Origin of the sequence: Nisaea sp., assembly GCF_965216895.1 — a bacterium.
Taxonomy (GTDB): domain Bacteria; phylum Pseudomonadota; class Alphaproteobacteria; order Thalassobaculales; family Thalassobaculaceae; genus Nisaea.
This window is the reverse complement of sequence record NZ_OZ244205.1, coordinates 4536932-4556309: the sequence shown is the minus strand read 5'-3', so window position 1 is coordinate 4556309 and position 19378 is coordinate 4536932. Positions and strand designations below refer to the sequence as shown.

The 19378-nt window shown below is 65.2% G+C and carries 20 protein-coding genes; 6 read left to right on the top strand and 14 right to left on the bottom strand.

The features are described 5' to 3' along the window. The first annotated feature begins 4 nt into the window (after nt 1-4). Genes ACOOE1_RS21635 through ACOOE1_RS21615 form a run of 5 tightly spaced genes read left to right on the top strand, consistent with a single transcriptional unit; the run spans nt 5 to nt 5383 of the window. Complete coding sequence (locus ACOOE1_RS21635; protein WP_420404263.1) at nt 5-886, top strand: AAA family ATPase; 882 nt, start codon at nt 5-7, stop codon at nt 884-886. Beyond that, nucleotides 883-1983 (top strand): vWA domain-containing protein, encoded by a 1101-nt coding sequence (locus tag ACOOE1_RS21630; protein ID WP_420404262.1) that lies wholly within the window; start codon nt 883-885, stop codon nt 1981-1983. The genes ACOOE1_RS21635 and ACOOE1_RS21630 overlap by 4 nt, the downstream gene beginning before the upstream one ends. Further along, nucleotides 1980-2855, top strand: a complete 876-nt coding sequence (locus ACOOE1_RS21625; RefSeq protein ID WP_420404261.1) for an amidohydrolase family protein — start codon at nt 1980-1982, stop codon at nt 2853-2855. Before ACOOE1_RS21630 ends, ACOOE1_RS21625 begins: the two co-directional genes overlap by 4 nt. A gap of 41 nt (nt 2856-2896) precedes the next feature. After that, the gene (locus ACOOE1_RS21620; protein WP_420404260.1) at nt 2897-3745 is read left to right on the top strand and encodes an N-acyl homoserine lactonase family protein; all 849 of its coding nucleotides are present in this window, start codon (nt 2897-2899) and stop codon (nt 3743-3745) included. Between the two features lie 36 nt (nt 3746-3781). Next, nucleotides 3782-5383, top strand: coding sequence for an isochorismatase family protein (locus ACOOE1_RS21615; RefSeq protein ID WP_420404259.1), 1602 nt, complete (start codon nt 3782-3784; stop codon nt 5381-5383). On the opposite strand, the gene ACOOE1_RS21610 is transcribed toward ACOOE1_RS21615, so the two are convergent. From ACOOE1_RS21610 to ACOOE1_RS21595, 4 genes are all read right to left on the bottom strand, one after another. Beyond that, the gene (locus ACOOE1_RS21610; protein ID WP_420404258.1) at nt 5375-7123 is read right to left on the bottom strand and encodes a recombinase family protein; all 1749 of its coding nucleotides are present in this window, start codon (nt 7121-7123) and stop codon (nt 5375-5377) included. The genes ACOOE1_RS21615 and ACOOE1_RS21610 overlap by 9 nt on opposite strands. 29 nt (nt 7124-7152) lie before the next feature. Next, nucleotides 7153-7437 (bottom strand): hypothetical protein, encoded by a 285-nt coding sequence (locus ACOOE1_RS21605; protein WP_420404257.1) that lies wholly within the window; start codon nt 7435-7437, stop codon nt 7153-7155. A 71-nt stretch (nt 7438-7508) separates the two neighbouring features. Further along, a complete protein-coding gene (locus tag ACOOE1_RS21600) occupies nt 7509-8447 on the bottom strand; it encodes a nucleotidyl transferase AbiEii/AbiGii toxin family protein (RefSeq protein ID WP_420404256.1) in 939 nt (312 codons plus the stop codon). After that, the gene (locus tag ACOOE1_RS21595) at nt 8437-9063 is read right to left on the bottom strand and encodes a type IV toxin-antitoxin system AbiEi family antitoxin domain-containing protein (RefSeq protein ID WP_420404255.1); all 627 of its coding nucleotides are present in this window, start codon (nt 9061-9063) and stop codon (nt 8437-8439) included. Before ACOOE1_RS21595 ends, ACOOE1_RS21600 begins: the two co-directional genes overlap by 11 nt. 259 nt (nt 9064-9322) lie before the next feature. Here ACOOE1_RS21595 and ACOOE1_RS21590 point away from each other — a divergent pair, with 259 nt between their 5' ends. Beyond that, nucleotides 9323-10381 (top strand): Fic family protein, encoded by a 1059-nt coding sequence (locus ACOOE1_RS21590; RefSeq protein ID WP_420404254.1) that lies wholly within the window; start codon nt 9323-9325, stop codon nt 10379-10381. Nucleotides 10382-10616: 235 nt separating this feature from the next. Here ACOOE1_RS21590 and ACOOE1_RS21585 read toward each other — a convergent pair whose 3' ends face one another. The 10 genes from ACOOE1_RS21585 to ACOOE1_RS21540 are packed head-to-tail and all read right to left on the bottom strand — an operon-like array spanning nt 10617 to nt 19376. Beyond that, nucleotides 10617-10934: a DUF736 domain-containing protein gene (locus ACOOE1_RS21585; RefSeq protein WP_420404253.1), complete on the bottom strand. Its 318-nt coding sequence runs from the start codon at nt 10932-10934 to the stop codon at nt 10617-10619. A 3-nt stretch (nt 10935-10937) separates the two neighbouring features. Beyond that, complete coding sequence (locus ACOOE1_RS21580; RefSeq protein ID WP_420404252.1) at nt 10938-11261, bottom strand: DUF2274 domain-containing protein; 324 nt, start codon at nt 11259-11261, stop codon at nt 10938-10940. Nucleotides 11262-11302: 41 nt separating this feature from the next. Further along, nucleotides 11303-12520 (bottom strand): TrbI/VirB10 family protein, encoded by a 1218-nt coding sequence (locus ACOOE1_RS21575; RefSeq protein ID WP_420404251.1) that lies wholly within the window; start codon nt 12518-12520, stop codon nt 11303-11305. Nucleotides 12521-12531: 11 nt separating this feature from the next. Continuing rightward, nucleotides 12532-13530, bottom strand: a complete 999-nt coding sequence (gene trbG / locus ACOOE1_RS21570; RefSeq protein ID WP_420404250.1) for a P-type conjugative transfer protein TrbG — start codon at nt 13528-13530, stop codon at nt 12532-12534. After that, nucleotides 13527-14246: a conjugal transfer protein TrbF gene (gene trbF / locus ACOOE1_RS21565; protein ID WP_420404249.1), complete on the bottom strand. Its 720-nt coding sequence runs from the start codon at nt 14244-14246 to the stop codon at nt 13527-13529. The genes trbG and trbF overlap by 4 nt, the downstream gene beginning before the upstream one ends. 3 nt (nt 14247-14249) lie before the next feature. Beyond that, nucleotides 14250-15608, bottom strand: coding sequence for a P-type conjugative transfer protein TrbL (gene trbL / locus ACOOE1_RS21560; protein WP_420404248.1), 1359 nt, complete (start codon nt 15606-15608; stop codon nt 14250-14252). A gap of 21 nt (nt 15609-15629) precedes the next feature. Continuing rightward, the gene (gene trbJ, locus ACOOE1_RS21555) at nt 15630-16343 is read right to left on the bottom strand and encodes a P-type conjugative transfer protein TrbJ (protein WP_420404247.1); all 714 of its coding nucleotides are present in this window, start codon (nt 16341-16343) and stop codon (nt 15630-15632) included. After that, nucleotides 16340-18805 (bottom strand): conjugal transfer protein TrbE, encoded by a 2466-nt coding sequence (gene trbE / locus ACOOE1_RS21550; RefSeq protein ID WP_420404246.1) that lies wholly within the window; start codon nt 18803-18805, stop codon nt 16340-16342. The genes trbJ and trbE overlap by 4 nt, the downstream gene beginning before the upstream one ends. Continuing rightward, nucleotides 18799-19068 carry a VirB3 family type IV secretion system protein gene (locus ACOOE1_RS21545; protein ID WP_420404245.1) on the bottom strand — a complete coding sequence of 90 codons (270 nt, stop codon included), beginning with the start codon at nt 19066-19068 and terminating at the stop codon, nt 18799-18801. Before ACOOE1_RS21545 ends, trbE begins: the two co-directional genes overlap by 7 nt. Continuing rightward, on the bottom strand, nt 19068-19376 hold the full coding sequence (locus ACOOE1_RS21540) for a TrbC/VirB2 family protein (RefSeq protein WP_085126703.1): 309 nt from the start codon (nt 19374-19376) through the stop codon (nt 19068-19070). The genes ACOOE1_RS21545 and ACOOE1_RS21540 overlap by 1 nt, the downstream gene beginning before the upstream one ends. Between the last annotated feature and the right edge of the window lie 2 nt (nt 19377-19378).

Below are 19378 nucleotides of genomic sequence, written 5' to 3'. Positions count from 1 at the left end.
AACCATGCCCGTTCGCGCCTCCATAGCCGGGATCGGCAATCCGGGCAGCCTGCAGCAGGCTCTGATCGGTGCCCAGTACCTCGCCGACGAGGACCTGGCGACCGCGGCCTACCTCGCCCTTGCGCTGGGCAAGCCGCTGTTGCTCGAGGGCGTCCCGGGCGTCGGCAAGACGGAGGCCGCGAAAGCCATCGGTTCCGTGCTCGCGCGGCAGGTGATCCGCCTGCAGTGCTACGAGGGGATCGACGCGGCAGCGGCCCTCTACGAGTGGAACTATCCGCGTCAGATGCTGGCGATCCGCCAGGCCGGCGACAGCTACGTGAACATCTATGGCGATGAGTTCCTGCTCTCCCGCCCCCTGCTCGAGGCCCTGAGGGCCCCCGAGCAGAGCTTGCTGCTGATCGACGAGATCGACCGCTCGGACCACGAGTTCGAAGCTTTCCTGCTCGAATTCCTCTCCGACTTCACCATTTCCATCCCGGAGACCGGCACGATACGCGCCGCCCGTCCGCCGGTGGTGGTGCTGACCTCGAACCGTACCCGCGACCTGCATGAAGCACTCCGCCGCCGCTGCGTCTATCACTGGATCGATTATCCCAGTCCGGCCCTCGAGGCGGAGATTGTCATGGCCCGGGCGAGCACGGTGGCGCGGGCGACGGCGGACGCCGTGGTTACCGCCGTCACGGCGCTGCGGTCGGAACCGCTGGTGAAACCGCCGGGGATCGCGGAGACCGTCGAATGGGCGGAGGCGGCGACCCTGCTCAACAGCCAGGGCGCTCCCTGGCCCGAGGCCTTCCGCAAGGCGATCGGCGTCGCGCTGAAGGACCACGACGACCTCACCTACATGGAAGCACGCCTCGACGGCGTGATCCCGGGAGCGGCCGCATGACCCTGCCTGCTGCCGCCCGCCCGTTCGTCGATTTCCCGGCCCTCCTTCGAGCGCATGGATTCGCGATCTCGCCCGACCAGACCATCGGTTTCATCGAGGCGATCGGCCTGCTCGGGCCGCGGGACATCCGCGACATCAGGCGTGCCGCCGTTGCGATGCTCGCGATCCCGAAGGAACGGGAGATCGAGTTCGATGCCCTGTTCCGCGCCTTTTTCATGGGCCAGGTGGTGGCCGCTTCCGCCATGACCGACGAGGACGAGGAGATCGACGCGGTCGAACCGACCGGCGCCGAGGAGTCCGTCGATGCCGAGGACGAGGAAAGCGAGATCGGGGCCGAGGCGGCAACGGCGGAACGGCTGAGCCACCGGCAGTTCGCGGCGGAGCGTACCGAGGACGTTCTGGCCCGCATCGCCCGCCTGGCGCCGCACCGGCTGCCGCGCCGGCGATCCTACCGACGCCGTCCGTCACGTCACGGCGACGGCCTCGACATGCGCCGCACGCTGCGCGAGGCGGTCCGGCGCGACGGCGAGCCCTTGCGGCTCTACCGGAACCGGCGCAGCACGCGGCAACGCAAGCTTCTGGTGCTGATCGATGTCTCCGGCTCGATGAAAGAGCGCAGCGAAAGCCTGGTCCGTCTCGCCCATACCCTTGTCCAGGCGGCCGACCGTATCGAGGTCTTCACCCTCGGCACCCGTCTGACGCGGGTCACCCCGGCCCTCGCGCCTTCCGACCCTGGCCGGGCCCTGGCGCGGGTGGGCGCCCTTGTCGCCGATTTCGACGGCGGAACCCGGATCGGCGAGGCGCTGCAGGCGTTCCTTGCCATTCCCCGCTTTGCCGGCTTCGCCCGCGGCGCGGCCGTGCTCGTGCTCTCCGACGGGCTGGAACGCGGCAACCCGGACAGCATGGTGGATTCGGTTCGCCGCCTGTCGCGACTCGCCTGGCGTCTCGACTGGCTGAGCCCGCTTGCCGGCATGCCGGGTTACAGCCCGGACACCGAGGCGCTCGCAGCGGCCCTTCCCTTCATCACCAGCCTGTCCGACGGCAGCGGCAGCGCCGCGATCGCGGACCGGGTCCTGTCCCTTGCGAGGCTCACATGATCGACGCGCACCATCACATCTGGCTCCAGAAGGACCTGCCCTGGCTGCTCGGCCCGGAACAGCCGCGCATCTTCGGTCCCTATGCCGCAATCAAGCGCGACTACACCATCGAGGAGTATCTCGACGACATCGCCGGGCTCGGGATCGAGAAGTCGGTCTATGTCCAGGCCAACTGGGCGCCAAACTGGTTCGAGGACGAGGTCGCGTGGGTGCAGTTGGTCGCCGATGCGCATGGCTGGCCGCACGGGATCGTCGGCTATGCGGACTTCACCGGCCCGGACGTGCGCCCGCAACTCGACAGGCTGGCGAAATACCCGCTCATGCGGGGTGTCCGACAGCAGCTTCACTGGCATGAAAAGCCGCTCTACCGGTTCGCGAACCGTCCCGACCTGCCCGCCGATCCGGCGCTGCAGCGGAACATCGCGCATCTCGCCGCTTACGGCTGGAGCTTCGACCTGCAGGTCTTTGCGCCGCAGATGGAGGACGCCGCCGCATTGGCCGAGGCCTGTCCGGACGTGACCTTCATCCTCCAGCATGCCGGCATGCTGGAGGATGTCAGCGAGAACGGCCGCAAGGCCTGGCGCAGCGCCATGCGCCGGCTGGCGAAGTGCCCGAACGTGGTCACCAAGCTCTCGGCCTTCGGCACCTTCATTCACCGCAACGATCCGGACTTCATCGCCACGATGATCGCCGAAACGGTGAAGATCTTCGGCGCCTCGCGCTGCCTGTTCGGCTCCAACTTCCCAATCGAGAAGATCTGGACCGACTACCCATCGCTGCTCGCGGCCTTCCGGAAAGGTGCGGACGCGCTGGGCGAGCGGCAGCGCAAGGCGATCTTCGAAACCACGGCGCAACGCGTCTACAGGCTCTAGGAACCGGCGCCGACGGCCCGGAAAGGAAAAGGGGGAACAAGATGGCACTGACCATTCACGTACTGGATTACGGCGATATCGAGCTCGAGACGAGCTTCCTGGTGCTTGGCCACGAATGCGGGCGCATCCGCCGGGTGCCGGTCTACGGCTTCCTGATCACCGGCGGCACCTATCCGGTACTGGTCGATACCGGCTACCGGGACAACGCGATCATGGAAAGCCTCGGCATGCGGGGGCTGCAGTTCCACGACAACATGATCGAGAACCAGCTCGCCAAGCACGGACTGAAGCTCGGAGACATCCGCTACATCCTGCACACCCACCTGCATATCGACCACGCCGGCAAGGACGACAAGTTTCCCATGAACACAACGGTCGTGATCAACCGGCGGGAGATGGAGTTCTCGGTCTCGGGGATCATGTATCCGCAGTATCCGAAGCCGGACATCATGCATCTGGTCGAGCGGATCTACGAACCGGAGGCGATGCGCTTCCTGGATCTCGAAATCACCGGTGCGGAGGAGATCATCCCCGGGGTCTGGTGCGAGCCGGCCGGCGCCCATACCGAGGGTTCGATGAACGTGATCGTCGAGACCGCCGAGGGGCTCGCCTGCATCTGCGGCGACGTGATCTACGATTTCAACGACCAGATCGTGAACCATGTCTACACCAATAACGACCTGGAACCGCGGGTCACCGGAAACCATTCCGGATCGAAGCGGGAGGAGAAGGGCGCGATCAAGAAGCTTCTCAACAACTACACCTTCCTGCTGCCGATCCACGACCGGCCGGCGAAGATCGAGCACCAGCAGGTGGTGGGACGTCTCGGCATGACCGTGCCGGGTCCGCTCAGCGAAACCGTGCCCCAGCGCAACTGGTTTCCGATGTAACCCGCCCTTAGACAGTCCGCTCCGGGGAGACCAACCATGTCGCACATGGCCATCGACCGCCGTTTCGGCGACCTGATCGACGCCTATGCGCCGGTGAACCAGCTCGGCACCGGTTTCGGCTTTACCGAGGGGCCGATCTGGCATCCCGCGGGGCAGTACCTGCTGTTCTCCGACATGCCGGGCGACGTGCGGCGGAAATGGACCCCGGACGGACGCGTCGACGAGTACCAGCGGCCGTCCAACATGGGCAACGGCATGACCTACGACGCGGCGTTGAACCTGCTGGTCTGCGAGCATGCCACCAGTTCCGTCGCCCGCGTTGCGCCCGACGGATCGCGCGCGGTGCTGTGCTCGCATTTCGAGGGCAAGGAGCTGAATTCGCCGAACGATGTCTGCGTGCGCTCCGACGGATCGGTCTATTTCTCGGATCCGACCTTCGGGCGAATGGAGTATTTCGGGGTCCCGCGGCAGACCCAGCAGGGTTTCCAGGGAGTCTACATGCTGCGTCCCGGACACCGGCCCGGCGACGAGGCGATCCTGGTCTCGGACCGCTACATGTTCGCCCAGCCGAACGGGCTCTGCTTCTCGCCGGACGAGACCCTGCTCTACGTGAACGACACGGAGCAGACCAACATCCGGGTCTTCGAGGTCGCGCCGGACGGATCGCTTTCCGGCGGCCGCATCCTTGCGTCCGGCATCCGCGACAGCCTGAAACCGGGCGTGCCGGACGGCATGAAATGCGACATCAGGGGCAATGTCTGGGTCACCGCGCCGGGCGGCATCTGGGTCTACGCGCCGGACGGGATCCTGCTCGGCAAGCTCGAGGTTCCGGAACTGGTCGCCAATTTCCACTGGGGCGGCGAGGACTGGCAGACCCTGTTCATCTGCGCGACCCATTCGCTTTATTCCGTGCGCACACGTGTCCGGCCCCGGAACGAGCCCTTCATGTATCCACGCCGCGAGGCCGCGCCGCCCGCCCGTCCGGCCGCACGGTCCGCGGTCGAGACGGCGCCGGCCGAGTCGGCCGGCGGACGGCTCGCGATAAACCCGCAGCGCACCGCCCTGGTCATCCAGGACATGCAGAACGACGTCATCATGGACGGCGGCGCCTTCGCCGACAGCGGCGCGCCCGGCCATGCGCGGGAGCAGAATGTCGTCGCCAATGCCGCGCGCCTTGCCGAGGCCTGCCGGCGGGCGGGCATCCTCGTGCTTCATGTCTGGTTCGTCTGTGAGCCGGGGCATCCGGCCTTTGGCCAGAACGCCCCGCTGTTCCAGGGTGTGAAGGCCGCGAACGGGCTGGTGCGCGGCACCTGGGGCGTGGCGCCGGTGGCCGGCCTGGAGCCCCGGGGGGGCGATCTCGCGGTCGAGAAAATGACCATGAGCGCCTGGGAATCCGGCCGGCTGGAGACCTATCTGAGAGGCGCGGGGCGCGATACCATCATCAATACCGGCGCCTGGACAAACATGAGCGTGGAACACACGGCCCGGACCGGGGCCGACAAGGGCTACCGGATCATCCTGCCGGAGGATGCCTGTTCGACCATGAATGCCGACTGGCACCGCGCCGCGACCGACTACGCCTTGCAGAACGTGGCGACGGTCACCACGGTGGACGCGGTGATCGCGGCACTAGATTGAGCGCCTGATCCGCTTTCGGTTTTCTTGCATTTTCTTGATCTGCATCGAGGCAACAAAAAAACGGCTCACGCTTGGTTGCGTAAGCCGTTGATATATTTGGTTGCGGGGGCCCGCAACGTCTTTTGTTATAACTTGAGGTCGGTTTTGGGTTTTGCGCCCGGAAACGATGTCGAGGATGTTCATCACCTCGCCGCGTAAGGTGGCATTGACCTCGCCGCGCTTGTCGCCGGGCTCAAGCACCACTTCGTCTACCAGCGCGCGGAACGCCTCGGCCGCCTGATCGTGCAGTTCGGGATCGGCCAGAGCCTCGCTCAACTGCGTCACCTTGGCCTTGTAGATTTCGGCGACGTTGGGGTGGATGTCAGGAACGTCCTCGGGCGCCTGTTCCATGCGCGCCAGGATTTCCGCCTTCTGGCGTTCCAGCTCCTCCATCCGATCCTTCATGGCCGGCTGATACATGCCGTCCTCGATCGCCGCCATGATACCGGCGATGCCGCGTTCGATCTTCTCCAGCGCCTTTCGGTCGAACTCCACCTGCGCCCGGCGTTCACGGTTCTGACTATTGAGCGCTTCGGCATAGGCGCGCACGGCCTTGGCGACCCGGTCGGCCGAAACCAGCCGTTCGGTGAGGCCGGAGAGAATACGCTGCTCGATGTCATCGCGACGGATGGTATGGCCGTTGTCGCAGGTCCCCCGCCGATAGCGATTGAGACAGCCATACCGGTCGCGGGTGATGATGCCGTAATTGCCGCCGCAGCAGCCGCATTTAAGCAAGCCGGAGAACAGGAAGGCCGAGCGGCGCAGCTCGTTGACGTGTTTGGCACGATAGGCGCGCACGCCTTTGGTGACATTCTCGAACTGCTTGGAAATCTCCTCCTGCCGCCGCCGCGCTGCCTGCCAAAGGTCTTCGTCGACGATGCGCAGGTCCGGCACCTCGGTCCTGATCCATTCGGACTCCGGGTTGACGCGCGAGACGCGCTTTCCCGTCGCCGGGTTCTTGATGTAACGGAGCCGGTTCCAGACCAGCACACCGGCATAGAGCTCGTTGTTGACGATGCCGGTGCCGCGGCAGACATGGCCGCGAATGGTGGTGTCTCCCCAAGCCTTGCCATTGGGGCCGGGAATGCCATCACGGTTGAGATCGGCGGCGATAGCCTTGGGGCTTTTGCCGGCGGCGAATTCGCGAAAGATGCGGCGGACGATCTCGGCCTCGGCTTCGTTGATCTTCCGTTCGCCGCGCACCTGCTCGCCATCGCCGTTGAGACGTTTCACGACGTCATAGCCATAGCAGAGGCCGCCGCCCGCCTTTCCCTTCTCGACGCGGCCGCGCAGACCGCGATGGGTCTTGGCGGCGAGATCTTTCAGGAACAGGGCGTTCATCGTGCCCTTGAGACCGACATGCAGTTCGGAGATCTCGCCCTCGGCGAGCGTCACGAGCGTCACGCCGGCAAATTTGAAATGCTTGTAGAGGATGGCGACATCGGCCTGGTCGCGGCTGATACGGTCCAGCGCTTCCGCCAGCACGACCTCGAACTTGCCCGCCTGCGCGTCCTGCAAGAGCGCCTGGATGCCCGGCCGCAGGGTGACGCTGGCGCCCGAAATCGCGGCGTCCTTGTAGGCCCCCACCACCTTGAACTTCTCCCGCGCCGCCTGGTCCCGGCAAATGCGGAACTGGTCCTCGATGGAGGAAACGCTCTGATTGTCCGAGGAATAGCGGGCGTATAGCGCAACGCGGGTCATAAAACTTTCCTTTCTTTCAAGGGCGGATTTCACCCGTCCGGTTCCCGCCCCTCTTCCTTTGGCATTCGGGCCTCAAAACGCCCCACCGGGGCGTTTTGCCTGCCGCTGGCAGACCGTCCCTCATTGTCGTTGGCCGCCCGCTTCCGCCGTTCCTGCTCCCAGGCCCTGATGTGTTCGCGGGCAATATGGCGGCCGATGGCCCGCGCGATGGTATCCAGGTGCCGCTCCGCTTCTTGCGCCGCCCCATGCTCGGGGCCGTTATCGTTCGCCGGGGGCGGGTTAACCGCGGCCGCCAGGTCCTCCTTTTCCTTCATGGGTCGAACCTTTCCAATATGGGTGCATACCGGAAAAGGATCGCCCGAGGCGCGGATTACTCTTATGGCCCTTATGTACGCTCTTCTGACACTTCTGCCGTCCATCCCTCGGACGGCCGCCAATTCTGCGCGAACGACTTTCTCGATGCCGCCGCAATTGTCGGCGGCATGACGAACCTTGTGATCTCCTCGACGACACCGGCGAGGTCCGGCGGATCAATCAGCAGCGGCGTGCGCCGGACGAACGCATTCCAGCGCTCCATGGCGTCCATATCAGCGGCGAAGTCTTGTGATAGCGCCGGCGGCACCGTGTCCGGCAGTTCTGTCTTGCGGCGCGCGAACGTGGCCCGAATGGCCTGCGAGAGCGTCTGTCCGTCCAAAGCAAAGAGGCGGGCCATGGACAGCAGATCGTAATAGTCCTTCATCCGGCTGGTGCGGGTGCCGATATCGACGATCGCTTCGAGTTTCTCGGCAATGACCGTTTCGCGCGGATAGGTTTTGAGGCGCGGCGCCGGGGCATCGAGCAGCGCCGGATACTCCTGCTCCTCCAGGCTTGGCGTCACGGCGTCCCCGAAACCGATGTCGATCTGGATCGGCACACGTGCCGTGCCGATGAACGACAGCGCGCTGACCCGAACGCCGTCGTAGAGTTGCTCCGCGCGGATTGATTGGCCGCGCACCGAGTCGAGATCGAATACGACACCGTCATCGGCGACAGGCGTGCCCATGATGTCGCGGAACGCATCTCGTAGCGCATCCACGTCGGAATCACCGAAACCAAGCAGGTCGAGATCCTGCGTCGGGCGAATGATGTCCGTCGTCCAGACGACGAACAGCATGGCGCCTTTGAGCGCGAAGCGATCCCGCTGCGACGACGCGCTCAGGCGATAGAGCAAGCGTTCAAGCGCGTAGCGGGTCAGAACGAGGTTGTAGTCCAGGCGCAGTCGGACGGTAACCGTCCGGAGCCGGTCGCGCACCGATTGGGCGACGTTCTTGCGTTTATCCTTCATCGGCCACCGTCGCGTCGAGATAGGGCTTGAGAACCGACCAGATATGCAGATCCCTGGCATAGGCGGCGATCCGGTCGGGGTGCGCCTTGCGCCTGCGGATTCCATTGCGGAGCCCTTCGAGGGCGATGTCGATGCCGATCTCCTTGCGATAGCGGAAGCAGTCGACGATGGTCTTGGCCGGATCGAAGATCGGGGTTTCGACCTTGTCGATCACATGGCGTTCGACGCCGACCGACATGGCCTTTTCGCCAAACCGGATGGCCCGGACCGGTGGATAGCTGATGCGCGGCATCCGGTCCTTGCGCCCGATGGCGACCCAGACATGGGGTGGGGCTTGAAGCGTGAGTTCGTGGAACTGGAGAGCCGAGATTAGGCAGATCACCCCTTTCGGCACGGCCTTGGCCACCTCTGCAAGGCTGTGGGTCAGGGAGTAATCGGCCTCGGGAAGCTGATAGAGGCCGCGGCCGACACGCAGGACGGAGCCGTCTTCCGTCATCCGGGCCAGTGTCTGAAAATGGACCCCTGCCGCCTTCAGCTCCGACAGGCGCATGATGCCCTGCTCGCCAAGGAGTCTGACGGCTGCTTCTTTCTGAGATTCGGCGCGATGCGCAGACATGTGATGAGCTGTCGGCTATTCCATGTATATGCCGACTTTCTATCACATCCTGGCGTATTCGAAAAGCTCCTGTAACCGGCGCTCCCGCCAAGTCCGATTTCGAACGAGTTTCCAATTGATGGCTTGGAGCCATCAGAATTGGCAAAATTTGAAATCCCCATCCGACCGCCAGCCACCCCTTCGCTAAAATCGGGTGGAAATGGGTGGACAAATGGATGACGCTGGCGCATTCTCCAATCGGATGGAAACGGATGAAAATATGGATGTCGGGATCAACGCTGCCTCGCTCGAAGTCACCAACGAGATCCTGTCGCTGATTGCGGAGATCGACGAGTTCAAGGGGGCGTGGCGGGCGATCGGGCGGATCGCGCCCGAGCGGCTGACCAGCCTTCGCCGCGTCGCCACCATCGAAAGCATCGGCTCTTCGACCCGCATCGAGGGTGCGCGGCTGACCGATCGCGAGGTCGAGAAGCTGCTCTCCAACATCGAGATTAAATCCTTCGCCTCGCGCGACGAGCAGGAGGTGGCCGGTTACGCCGACGTGATGGAGACGATCTTCTCAAGCTGGGACGCCTTCGAGATCACGGAGAACTACATCAAGCAGCTCCATCGTGACCTCCTCCAGTATTCCCACAAGGACGAACGGCACCGGGGCGCTTACAAGGCCTTGCCGAACCATGTCGAGGCCTTCGATGCTAACGGCAAGAGCCTTGGCGTGGTCTTCCAGACCGCCTCGCCCTTCGACACGCCGCGCCTGATGACAGAGCTGATCGAGTGGACCCGGACGGCATTGGCCAAGCGCGACATTCATCCACTGTTGGTGATCGCCGTCTTTGTCGTCGTGTTCCTGGAAATCCACCCGTTCCAGGATGGGAACGGGCGTCTGTCCCGCATCCTGACCACGCTGATGCTGCTCAAGGCTGGGTACGCCTATGTGCCCTACAGCTCGATCGAGAGCATCATCGAACGGACGAAGGAGGCTTATTATCTGGCCCTGCGCCAAACCCAGGGGACCATCCGCACGGAGCGTCCCGACTGGCAGCCCTGGGTCGTCTATTTCCTCAAGGTGCTGAAGCGGCACAAGGATTACCTCGAGCGCAAGATCGAGCGCGAGCGGCTCATCCTGGGTGATCTCCCTGAGCTTTCGGTGCAAATCATGGAACTGGCCCGCGAGCATGGCCGCATCACCGTCGGCGACGCCGCCAAGGCCACCGGCGTCAGCCGGAACACCGTCAAGGACCATATTCGGGCGCTGCATGACGCCGGCCACCTCACGCGCCACGGCGCCGGCCGAGGGAGTTGGTATTCGCTGGCGTAATGCGACTGCTCGCCAAGGTTCGGGAAGAAGCCGCAAAAAGCACGATGATACGAATCCTCGGCACATGCGCTTATGGTCCGAGGATTCGTAACAATCTCCCCTGCAGGAAGGCTCGCCTTGCCTTCGGAGGCATCCACCGGACCGCGAAGAGCGCGACTTTCGAATTCATGGGCAAAAGCAATCGTCGTCCGAAGTCTTTTGCGAACGATTTCGGAGGCGAACAAATCGGAGCGGCTCATCCCTCCCGCCGCCTGTTCCAGACGAGCTGCGCCCGGTCCCCCTCCTCGGAGGGGAACAAGGCGGCGGTGAAGGGCTCGGAAAGGCTCGGGTCGTCGAGACGGACGCGGAGATAGTATTTCGGATTGTCGCCCGCCGTCCGGGCATCCCAGGCGTCACCGATGCGGGCGTTGCCGACGAGGACGCGGAATGCCGGGGCGTTGTCATGGGTCCGATCGTCATTGGGGACGAGCCGGACCTTGGCGTCGATGGTGAGGGTGCGGATGGAGCCGGTCCAGCCGCCGTCATTGGACAAAGTGAAGGCGCCGATTTGCATGGGTCACTCCTGGAGTTGCGATGTGGATGAGACAGCGGGCGACGCCGCTTCGCTATCGCCCGCGCGGGGTGAGCGGGTACGGCGGGCTGGTTTGTCGGTGTCCGTATCCGGCAACCCCTCCTTGCGCGCCTTGGCGAAGGCGCGGTCGCTGTCGAGGAAGGCCTCCAGCATGAAGGGAATGAGCTCGGCGACGGATTCGGCCTCGCCATAGGTGGCGCGGTAGAGGGTCGCGTAATCCCGGAGCGCCAGGTTCAGCTCGGCGCCGACGGTGACGGTGATCTTCGCCGGCGTGCGGTCGGGCAGTTTTCCGAGTTTCAGATTGGCCATGATCGATCCTCCTCCTTCGCTAAAGCTTCGGTGGACAGGTTTCAGCCCTGGTAGCGGCGCAATACGAGATCCCTGTGGACGATGACCCTGAGCGGCCAGCCGGGACGGACAGTGATGGTCGGCTGGATGTTTAGGTTCTTCTCGGTGATGCGCTGGCCGGCCCGGTTGACGTTCTGCTGGGTGGACTCGCGGATTGCCCGGACCAGATCGCTCTCGTCGCTGCCCAGGCTCAGCTCCGTGCCGACGCCGAGCAGGGTGGCGAGCGCGATGCCCTTGATGAGGCGCCAGGTGTGGTAGTCGACCTCGTCCTCGAGCCCGGCATAGCCGGCGGTGTCCGTGGCGGGCAGATTGTCGATCTCGATGGAGGAGCCGTCGGGCAGAATGATGCGCTGCCAGACAAGCAGCGCACGGGACTGACCGAAGGCGATCACGCTGTCATAGGTGCCGATCAGGCGAGAGCCCTGCGGGATGAGCAGCGCGCGGCCGGTCACCGTGTCGTAGACGTTCTCCGTGACTTGGGCGACGACGAGGCCCGGCAGGTCGGAATTGATCCCGGTGATCAGGCTAGCGGCAATCACACTGCCGGCCATCACCTGATAGGGCGAGACCGGCGTTTGCAGGGCGTGCGGGTTATAAATACCGCCGGTGTCGCGCTGACTGAGGAAGTCGAGCTTGCGCTGCTGGTTGTTCTGGTCGCGCTCGGGATCGAGCGAGAGCCGATCCTCCGGCGATGCCACTGTGGCGAGATGCGTTCGCACTTCCTGCCCTTCATCAATCGCATTCGAGGTGCCTTGGCGATTCTCGATCCGAAAGAAGACGCCGGCCTCCTTCGCCTGGATGGCCTGCTGGGCGAGGCGCTGCTCCTCGGCCGACAATTCTGTCGCTCCCGGTGCAATCCCGAGCTGCCGCTGGCGCTCGAGGATCGGCCGTCCGAGGTCCCCCGGCAGCGGTGGCCCCAATTCAGGTGTCTGGGGACGGACCTGCGAGTAATCCCCTGGTAGGGCAGCAAGGCCATCCGGGGTCGGCTTGCGCTCGGTGTTGTAGAGCTCCTCGGCTTGGTCACGGATGCGCAAGTCCGGGCCTTGCAACGCTATCATGGTCACGCCGAGGATGGCGCCGGAGCCGAGCGCGGCCACGCCGATGACAAGACCGCGCCTGAAGCGGACGACACGGCGGGGCGCGGCGCGCAGGTCCAGCTTGCCGGGATCGCGCTTGGACGAACCGGCAGGTTTTGGCGTGGGTGCAGCGGGATCCGTCATAGCCCCTCCTCCTACCGGTCCGTGCGCGAAAACAGCGCGGTGCGCCGTGGCGTCCCGTCGGTCCGGGAAATCCGCACGACCTGCTGCGGCTTGGCGCCGAGGCGGAGCTCGGCGGCGGCGAAGAGACGATCGACGATGTAGTAGTTGCCGCGCATGCGATAGTTGACGAGCTGGTTGCCGCCGTCGGCGCCGACGACGAAGAGCGGCGGCGCCTCGCCCTGGTCGATGCGGCGGGGGAATTCGATATAGACCTTGTGGCCGTCATCGAAGGCTCGCAGCGGCTTCCAGGGCGGATTGTCGCCGGTGATCGCGTAGCGGAAGCGGATATTCTCCAACGCCACGTTTGACGCGACCGGCAGCGCCGCCTCGGCCGCCGCGTTCTGTCGGCGCAGGGCGAGAATCTGATCCGACGGATAGGTCCAGGAGATCGCGGCCATGGCGGTCTTCTCGGTGCTTTCGATCTGGAGGTGATAGGCGCGCCGGTCGGTGGTGATGACGAGATTGGTCTTGAGGCCCGGCGCGAAGGGCTTGACCAGCACATGGGTGCGCTCGCTGTCGCCCGTGCCGCTCACCGTATCGCCGATGACCCAGCGCACGGTGTCGCCGGCGGACACCGAGGTCAGCTTTTCGCCCGGCTGCAGGGCGATGTCGCTCACCCGCTCCGGCGCCGCATAGAGGCGGTAGAGCGCCCCTTCCGTATAGGGATAGACCTGGATGGCGTTGACATAGCCGTATTTCGTCGGCTCCTGCGTCGCCGCCTTGTTAGCGTCCTCGACCCGCTCGGTGGGGGGCCGTTTGTCCTCGGTCACCTCGCCGGGTTCCGGCTGAAGCTGGCCGGGCAGCGCCAGCACCTTCGGCACCTCGACGATCTTCACCGGCTTGGCCGGTTCCTTGTCGATGATGGCCGGCTTGAAGTCGTCGGAGTCGTAGCTGATCGCCGGCGGCAAAGGCTTTGTGGCGCAGGCGGACAAAGCCAGCGCCGAAATGGCTATGACGAACAGACTTCTCATTCTACGGACTCCTTGGGCAATGAAGGCGCGGCGGCGTCGAGCTCGCGCGACCAGTCGATGGCATTGACGAAGACGCCGAGGGGGTTTTTGCGGAGTTGATCGGCGGTGCGCGGGGTCTGGATCACGACCGTCAGGATCGCGGTCCAGCGTTCGGTTCGGGCCAGGCTGCCGCGCTCGAAGACCTGCTCGGTCCACTTGACCTGGAAGGAGGCGTCGGAGGCCCGCACAACGCTCGTCACCTGGACCGAGACGCTGCGGGTGCCGATGGCGCTGAAGGGATCATTCTTCTTGGCGTGCTCGTTCAGGAACAGCGCCGCGCGGTCGGTGGCAAAATCGTAGGCGGTCAGCCAGTTCTGGCGCACCAGAACCGGATCGGTGGAAACCGAGCGCACGTTCATTATGAAGCGTGCGAGGTGCCAGGCGATCTGCGCGTCGGCCGGCCGGTAGTTCTGGATCGCTGGTGCGACGGCGCGGGCTTCGCCAAACTTGTCGACCTCGACCACGTAGGGCGTGACGCGGCTTTGCAGCGACTGCCAGAGCAAACCGCCGGATAGACCGACTGAAAGCGCCAGGCAGCCGAAGGCCATGAGCCGCCAGTTTCTCGCCTGGACACGGGACGCGCCGATGCGCTCGTCCCAGAGCTGCGCAGCCTTCTGATAGGGAGTAACGGGCTCTGGCGTCGTGCCATATCGCTGGATCGGTCGCTTGAACAGCATGGGTCAGTCGTCCTTGTCGTTGAGAGAGGGATTGGCGCCGTTGCCGGGCCGGTCACCGTCCTTGATGGCTTGGGTGGCGGTCTGCCGATGGGCGCGCGACGCCTGTTCGGAGCGCAGGCGATTTGCCCACTCGGGCGCGGTGTTGGCGGGCACGGAACCGGAGGGGGCGCTCGCCGATGCGGCGTTTGCCTCCGACATGGAGGCGGTCGGCGTGCCGCCGGTCGCCGTCCAGGCGCCACGGCGTCCGGCATCGGCGCTTTGTGTCAGAGAGGAAGTGGCGCGACCCGCGACTTGGCGCGCGGCGTTTGTGGCGGCTCCGCCAGCGGCGCGCGCCATGCCACCGATGCCGGCCGCAACGCCTGACATGCCGGACGTCCCGGAGGTCGCCTGTCCCAGTTGGTAGGCGGAAGAAGCGGCAGACCCCATCGCCGTGCCCGCGCGGATGGCGGCAAGACCGCCGCCAGCGGCCATGCGCGCGCCGGCAAGCGCCGCCCCGCCGGCGAGCATGGTCGCGCCCACCGCAGCACCCGTCGCGCCGAGGGCGGCACCGGCGCCGAGCTGCGGTGCTCCGGATACAAGACCCGAAGCGATGCCGGGGCCGAAGATGCCGAGACCGAGCAGCGCCAGGGCGCCCAGCACCTGCGACATGGCGGCGGCAAGGTCTGGTTCCTGACCCTGAAGGCCGTTGGTGAAGGAAGCGAACAGCGTCGAGCCGATGCCGACGATGACGGCGAGCACCATCACCTTGATGCCGGAGGAAATCACGTTGCCGAGAACCCGTTCGGCGAGGAACGACGTCTTGTTCCAGAGCGCGAAGGGCACCAGGACGAAACCGGCGAGCGTCGTCAGTTTGAACTCGAGCACCGTGATGAAGAGCTGGATCGCCAGAATGAAGAAGGCGATGAGGACCAGGAACCAGGCCAGCAGCAGGACGAAGACGGTGAGTGCGTTGCCGAAGATTTCCGGAAAGCCGACGAGATTGCCGACCTGATCGATGAGCGGATACGCCGCCTCATAACCGGTGGCGGCGATCTTGCCAGGTTTGAGCAGATCGTCGGCGGCGAGCGTACCGGGCGCGGCCTGGATGCCGAGACCGGAGAAGGATTTGTAGATGATCTCGGCAAGGTTCTGGAAGTTGTTGAGGATCAGCGCGAAGACGCCGACATAGAGCACCTTCCGGATCAGGCGCCCGATGATGTTGTCCTCGCCGCCCAGAGCCCAGAACAGCCCGGCGAGCGTGATGTCGATGCCGATCAGGATGGTGGTGAGGAAGGCGACGTCGCCCGACAGGAGTCCGAAGCCGCTGTCGATGTAGCGGCTGAAGGTCTCCATGAACCGGTCGATAATGCCGAGATCGTTCATCGCGCGCCGCCTCCCCGTCCGTCAGTTCCCGGAATAGGCGGAGCCGGACCCGAGGAACCTGCGCGTGGTCTCGCGCGCCGCTTCCTCCGCCTGCGCCTTGCGTGCGGCGTCTTCGGCCTCGGCCCGGTAATGGGCGGCCATCAGCGTCTGGATCTGCATCTGCTGCTTGGCCGAGAGCGCCGTGAGCTGATTGGCGGCCTGCTGCGCCTGCAGCGCCCCGACGGCGCCCTGGCTCCGATTGACGAGATCGGTGAGCAGCCCTTCGTCGGCGCGCACGTTCTCGACGATCTGCGACTGCACGCGCATGGTCTGGCGAAAGGCGTTCATGGCATTCCGCCAGCGCTCGCGCGCGGCAGCGGCCATATCGTTCACACCGATAGAAGCATCGTAGCTATCGGGATATTGCTGCCGCCACTGGCCTTCGAGCTGCGTCAGGTCGAAGCTCAGGCCGTCCGCCTGCATCATCAGCCCGTCGATGCGGTTCAGCGCCCCCTGGAGTTGTCCGAGCGAGGAGAAGTCGAGCCGCTGAAGGTTCTTTGCCATGTTCTGCAACATGACCGCCTGGTTCTGGAGCTGCTGGATCTGGTTGTTGATCTGCTCCAGCGCGCGCGCCGCCTGCAGGACATTCTGACCGTAGTTGGTGGCATCGAAGACCGGCCAGGCGGCATGGCCCGCCTGGGGCAAGCCGATAGCGAGAGATGCAGCGACGAGCGCCGCGAGAGACATGCGTTTCATGGAGTGTGCTCCTTTCGTGTGTCGGCAAGCTGGTTGATGAGGTCGGAGGCCCAGCCGAGCCCGCGGGCGCTCAGGAACTCGGCCGCGAAGGCCTCCCGGCCGTGCTCGGCCAGGATCGTGTCGATGAGGGTCTGGGAGGCCGGGTCAGCGGCGCCGCAGAGCGCCAGCGCCACAGGACCGAGGCCCAGTTCGAACAGCCGGTTGCCGCGGCGCGATTGCAGGTAGTAGTGCCGTTTCGGCGTTGCCTGCGCGATCAGTTCGATCTGCCGGTCGTTGAGACCGAAGCGCTCATAAGCCGCCCGTGCCTGCGGCTCGATGGCCCGGTCGTTGGGAAGGAGAATGCGCTGCGGGCAGGACTCGATGATGGCGGGCGCGATGGAGCTATCGGCCACGTCCGCCAGCGACTGCGTCGCGAAGATCACCGACACGTTCTTCTTGCGCAGGACCTTCAGCCATTCGCGGATGCGGGCGGCGAAGAGCGGGTTGTCGAGATAGACCCAGGCCTCGTCGAGGATGAGCAGCGTCGGCCGCCCGTCGAAACGCTCCTCAAGCCGATGGAACAGATAAGTGAGCACCGGCAGGACGACGCCGGCCTCATGCATCAGCTCCTCGGTCTCGAAGCACTGGACGTCGGAGAGCGCCAGCCGATCGTCGGCGGCGTCGAGCAGCCGGCCGAAGGGGCCGTCGAGCGTATAGGGCTGGAGCGCGGCCTTGAGGGCGTTCGCCTGGACGAGGACAGACAGGCCGGTGAGCGTGCGCTCCTCGGCCGGCGCGGTGGCGAGGTTGCCCAGCGCCGACCAGACGGCCTCCTTCACTTCCGGGGTAACGGTGACATGCTCATGAGCGAGCAGCGCGCCGATCCATTCCGCAGCCCAGCTTCGCGTCGCGGGATCGTCGATGTCGCGGAGCGGCTGGAAGGCGAGCGCGTTCGTGATGTCATCAGGGGCCGCACCCAGCGCATGATGCTCCCCACCCATGGCGAGCACGGCGGCGCGCGCCGAATTGCCCTTATCGAAGATGTAGACCTGAGAGCCGGCATAGCGCCGGAATTGCAGTGCGATCAGCGACAAGAGCACCGACTTGCCGGCGCCGGTCGGTCCGACGATCAGCATGTGGCCGACGTCGCCGACATGGGTGGAGAGGCGGAACGGCGTCGAGCCGGAGGTTTCCGCATGGAGAAGCGGCGGGCCGTCGAGATGGGCGTTGCGCACCGGGCCGGCCCAAACCGCCGACAGCGGCATGAGATGGGCGAGGTTCAGTGTGTGGACGAGCGGCTGCCGGACATTGGCGTAGACATGGCCCGGCAGTGAACCGAGCCAGGCTTCGACGGCATTCGCCGTTTCCCGAATGCAGGTGAAGCCGAGGCCGTTGACGATGCGCTCGACGGCGCGGACCTTTTCCTCCGCGGCCTCGCGGTCCTCGTCCCAGACGGTGATGCTCGTCGTCAGATAACCGAATCCGACATGATCACCGCCGAGCGCCTGCAAAGCGGCGTCTGCATCGAGCGCCTTGTTGTCGGCGTCGCTATCGATGAGTAGCGCAGGCTCGTTGGTCAGCACCTCGCGCAGGATGGCGGTGATCGACTTGCGTTTGGCGAACCACTGCCGGCGCAGCCGGGTGAGCACCTTCGTCGCCGCGGTCTTGTCGAGGGGCAAGAAGCGTGTGCCCCAGCGATAGGCAAAATCCTGATGGTTCAGTGCATCGAGGATGCCGGGGCGGGTCGCGTTCGGAAAGCCGAGGATCGTCAGCGTCCGCAAATGCCAGTCGCCGAGCATCGGCTCCAGGCCGCCGGTCAAGGGCGTGTCGACCAGCACACCGTCGAGATACATCGGCGTTTCGGGCACGGCGACGGGATGGCGCTTCGTCGAAATGACCCCGTGCAGAAAGGTCAGCGTCTCGGCATCGTCGAGCGCACGGATCTCGGGCAGAAAACCGGACAGGAGATCGAGCACTCGCTCGGTCTCATCCCGGAACCGGGCCAGTTCCTGCCGCCAGTTCCGGGCGCCGCCGTCCCCTTCCCCCTTCCGGCCGGAATCCAGCAGCGCATTCTCGGTGCGCGCCTGTGCGTCCGGCGGCGACATATAGAGAAGAGTGAGGTGATAGCGGCTTTCGAAATGCCGGCCCTGTCTGCCTTCCTCGAAGGCCGCCCGGCGTTCCTCATCGACGAGCCATGAGGCCGCATCCGGGAAGTTGGACTGCGGATAATCCTGCGCCTCAAGCCGCTTCGCCTCGAAGAACAGCGCCCAGCCGGAGCCGAGGCGCTTCAGCCCATTGTTGGCGCGTGCGCAAAGACCGACCAGTTCGGCCTCCGTCGCACTTTCGAGATCGGGGCCGCGAAAGCGGAAGGTGCGCTGGAAACTGCCGTCCTTATTGAGGACGATGCCGGGCGCGATCAGTGCCGCCCAGGGCAGCAGATCGGCAAGCCGGTCGGCTCGATTGCGATATTCGGCCAGGTTCAGCATCGCCACCACCCCGTTTGACGCAGGTGGCGGGCGAGCGCGGGCAGGAAGTCCGGATCGCGCCGGGCCGCAAACACCGCCAGGGTATGCCCGGCGACGAACAGGCCGAGCCCGGCAATCCACTGCTGGAGGCCGAGGCCGATGGCGGCCGCGAGCGTGCCGTTGAGGATGGCGACGGCGCGCGGCGCGCCGCCGAGCAGGATCGGCTCGGTCAGCGCGCGATGGACGGGGATTTCGAAGCCTTCGATGTGGCGAGCAGCATCCATCAGACGAGCGCCCCGCCACCGAAGGAGAAGAAGGAGAGGAAGAAGCTCGACGCCGCGAAGGCGATGGACAGGCCGAAGACGATCTGGATCAGCCGCCGGAAACCGCCCGAGGTTTCACCGAAGGCGAGCGTCAGACCGGTGATAATGATGATGATCACCGCGACGATCTTGGCCACCGGCCCCTGAACCGATTCCAGGATACGCTGGAGCGGTTCTTCCCACGGCATGCCGGAGCCCGCCGCATAGGCCGGGGCCGTGAGCAGAAACGTGAGGGCGGTAGCCGACAGAAATCGGAGCTTTTTGCGCATGA

Coding starts and splice junctions, on each gene's coding strand:
- ACOOE1_RS21635 (WP_420404263.1), top strand. CDS start 5: ATGCCCGTTCGCGCCTCCATAGCCGGGATCGGCAATCCGGGCAGCCTG.
- ACOOE1_RS21630 (WP_420404262.1), top strand. CDS start 883: ATGACCCTGCCTGCTGCCGCCCGCCCGTTCGTCGATTTCCCGGCCCTC.
- ACOOE1_RS21625 (WP_420404261.1), top strand. CDS start 1,980: ATGATCGACGCGCACCATCACATCTGGCTCCAGAAGGACCTGCCCTGG.
- ACOOE1_RS21620 (WP_420404260.1), top strand. CDS start 2,897: ATGGCACTGACCATTCACGTACTGGATTACGGCGATATCGAGCTCGAG.
- ACOOE1_RS21615 (WP_420404259.1), top strand. CDS start 3,782: ATGTCGCACATGGCCATCGACCGCCGTTTCGGCGACCTGATCGACGCC.
- ACOOE1_RS21610 (WP_420404258.1), bottom strand. CDS start 7,123: ATGACCCGCGTTGCGCTATACGCCCGCTATTCCTCGGACAATCAGAGC.
- ACOOE1_RS21605 (WP_420404257.1), bottom strand. CDS start 7,437: ATGAAGGAAAAGGAGGACCTGGCGGCCGCGGTTAACCCGCCCCCGGCG.
- ACOOE1_RS21600 (WP_420404256.1), bottom strand. CDS start 8,447: ATGAAGGATAAACGCAAGAACGTCGCCCAATCGGTGCGCGACCGGCTC.
- ACOOE1_RS21595 (WP_420404255.1), bottom strand. CDS start 9,063: ATGTCTGCGCATCGCGCCGAATCTCAGAAAGAAGCAGCCGTCAGACTC.
- ACOOE1_RS21590 (WP_420404254.1), top strand. CDS start 9,323: ATGGATGTCGGGATCAACGCTGCCTCGCTCGAAGTCACCAACGAGATC.
- ACOOE1_RS21585 (WP_420404253.1), bottom strand. CDS start 10,934: ATGCAAATCGGCGCCTTCACTTTGTCCAATGACGGCGGCTGGACCGGC.
- ACOOE1_RS21580 (WP_420404252.1), bottom strand. CDS start 11,261: ATGGCCAATCTGAAACTCGGAAAACTGCCCGACCGCACGCCGGCGAAG.
- ACOOE1_RS21575 (WP_420404251.1), bottom strand. CDS start 12,520: ATGACGGATCCCGCTGCACCCACGCCAAAACCTGCCGGTTCGTCCAAG.
- trbG (WP_420404250.1), bottom strand. CDS start 13,530: ATGAGAAGTCTGTTCGTCATAGCCATTTCGGCGCTGGCTTTGTCCGCC.
- trbF (WP_420404249.1), bottom strand. CDS start 14,246: ATGCTGTTCAAGCGACCGATCCAGCGATATGGCACGACGCCAGAGCCC.
- trbL (WP_420404248.1), bottom strand. CDS start 15,608: ATGAACGATCTCGGCATTATCGACCGGTTCATGGAGACCTTCAGCCGC.
- trbJ (WP_420404247.1), bottom strand. CDS start 16,343: ATGAAACGCATGTCTCTCGCGGCGCTCGTCGCTGCATCTCTCGCTATC.
- trbE (WP_420404246.1), bottom strand. CDS start 18,805: ATGCTGAACCTGGCCGAATATCGCAATCGAGCCGACCGGCTTGCCGAT.
- ACOOE1_RS21545 (WP_420404245.1), bottom strand. CDS start 19,068: ATGGATGCTGCTCGCCACATCGAAGGCTTCGAAATCCCCGTCCATCGC.
- ACOOE1_RS21540 (WP_085126703.1), bottom strand. CDS start 19,376: ATGCGCAAAAAGCTCCGATTTCTGTCGGCTACCGCCCTCACGTTTCTG.